Annotated in this window: 3 protein-coding genes; all 3 read right to left on the reverse strand. The window is 56.5% G+C overall.

The window, feature by feature from the left end; genetic code table 11:
• Positions 1 to 834 (reverse strand): type I-A CRISPR-associated protein Cas7/Csa2 (gene cas7a, locus ACP5J3_RS14550; protein WP_428496336.1); only part of this gene is annotated, 834 nt, incomplete at its 3' end.
• Position 835: 1 nt separating this feature from the next.
• Positions 836 to 1240, reverse strand: coding sequence for a CRISPR-associated protein (locus ACP5J3_RS14555; protein ID WP_428496337.1), 405 nt, complete (start codon positions 1238 to 1240; stop codon positions 836 to 838).
• A 72-nt stretch (positions 1241 to 1312) separates the two neighbouring features.
• Positions 1313 to 1502 (reverse strand): helix-turn-helix domain-containing protein (locus ACP5J3_RS14560; protein WP_428496338.1); only part of this gene is annotated, 190 nt, incomplete at its 5' end.

A 1502-nucleotide genomic window follows, 5' to 3' on the forward strand; every position in this document is an offset into this window, starting at 1 on the left:
GGAACCGCCGACGGCCCCCAGATATGCCGCCAACACATCAAGCGACTTGGCCACATAGTCAGGATAAGCCCCGTGGACAAGAGGCGGAATAGGCTGAGGCGACACAGCCACGACAAGCTCCCTGAGGTCAGTTATGGGAAGAGCCCTAGCGGCCTTGGATCCGAACCCACCCGCCAGCACTGCAAGAAGGCCAGCGAAGGCCGCCTTAGCCCTCCTCACCCTCTCATCCACATCCAACACGACGCCGCCCTCCTTGCCAGCCAGGTGGTCGTACATCGTCGCCCCCAGATAGGCTAGGTCAAAAGACGCCGCGAAGCCGTAGAGGTGGCCAGAGGAGTACTCCTGCCTAAACACCATCATCTCCGTCTCTTTACCCTTTTTCGTGGGATCCACTCTGTTGTGAGTCACCGCAAATTTGCTAACCGACTCAAGCACCTCGCCACTCAACACCGGTATGGCGAAGGCGAATTTAGCCAAGCTATCCCGCTTAAGTTGCTGGTCTGGAATTAAGAAGCCGTGAAGATCGTTACAGAAGTCCTTTATCGCCTCCGCCTCAGTCTTGGCGTCCTGCCCACTCAAGTCCTTACCCCTGAGCCCCACCCCGGCCCGGCAGTATTCATTCAGCATCTTGCCGCCCATGGCCTCGTAGGCCCTAGCGGCGTGGACGGAGTGCCAGTGTTTAAACGCGTTCCCAGTAAGCGCGGGAACCTCATACACCCTGCCCCCGTGGACGACTCTGACAGTTGTGTGCATGTTGTAGTTGCCCATCACCCCGTGGCCAGTAAGCACCGCGACCTGCACCTCAAACCTCCCGGAAACCCTCAGATATGCCATACTACACCCTCTCTAGGATTTTGGCCACCTTCACGGTCAGCCTATCCGGCGCCACTGTAAGCGCGGCGAACTTCTTAACTAACACAGCCCGAGCCGCCTCGCCCTCTGACTCTAGCTTGGCAAACAACTCCTCCAGCAACTTAGGCCACTGTAATAGTAGCTTATAAGCCATCTTCAGCACCTTCCTATCGTTTTCCTCTTTCGCCTCCTCCAGCGCCTTTTCCACATCCCTCAGCACTTTTGAAACAACTCGGGAAATCCTGCCGAGTAGTTCATGGTACCTCTCGGGGGTCCTCGCCAACTCGTCCACCACGTCGTAGGCCATCTCCACATTCACAGCAAGCCGCGCCACAGCCGCGGCCCTATACACCAAATCTGCTGGTTGCTCAACCTTAACAACACTCATAAGCAGACGTAAATCTAAACTTAATAAAAATTATGTCTTACAACAAAAATCCTTTACATTGCATCAAAGCCGCTAAACAGCCCCCCGCAACTTTAACAAGACTCCGGCAAGCCTCGCCACGTCGGGATCAGCGCTGTACGTGGCATTCCTAGACCCGCGCCTCTCCACCAGCCCAACCTCAGCAAGCCTCTCCAGATGCCTCAAAGCCGTCGTCGAGTCCACGCCGGCCTCAGAAGCCACCTCTCTATACCCCCTAGCCGCC

Source organism: Pyrobaculum sp., from assembly GCF_049971835.1.
GTDB lineage: Archaea > Thermoproteota > Thermoprotei > Thermoproteales > Thermoproteaceae > Pyrobaculum.

What these genes read in the sequence shown, in the direction of transcription:
- ACP5J3_RS14555 (WP_428496337.1), bottom strand. Translation starts at nt 1,240, where the DNA reads ATGAGTGTTGTTAAGGTTGAGCAACCAGCAGATTTGGTGTATAGGGCC.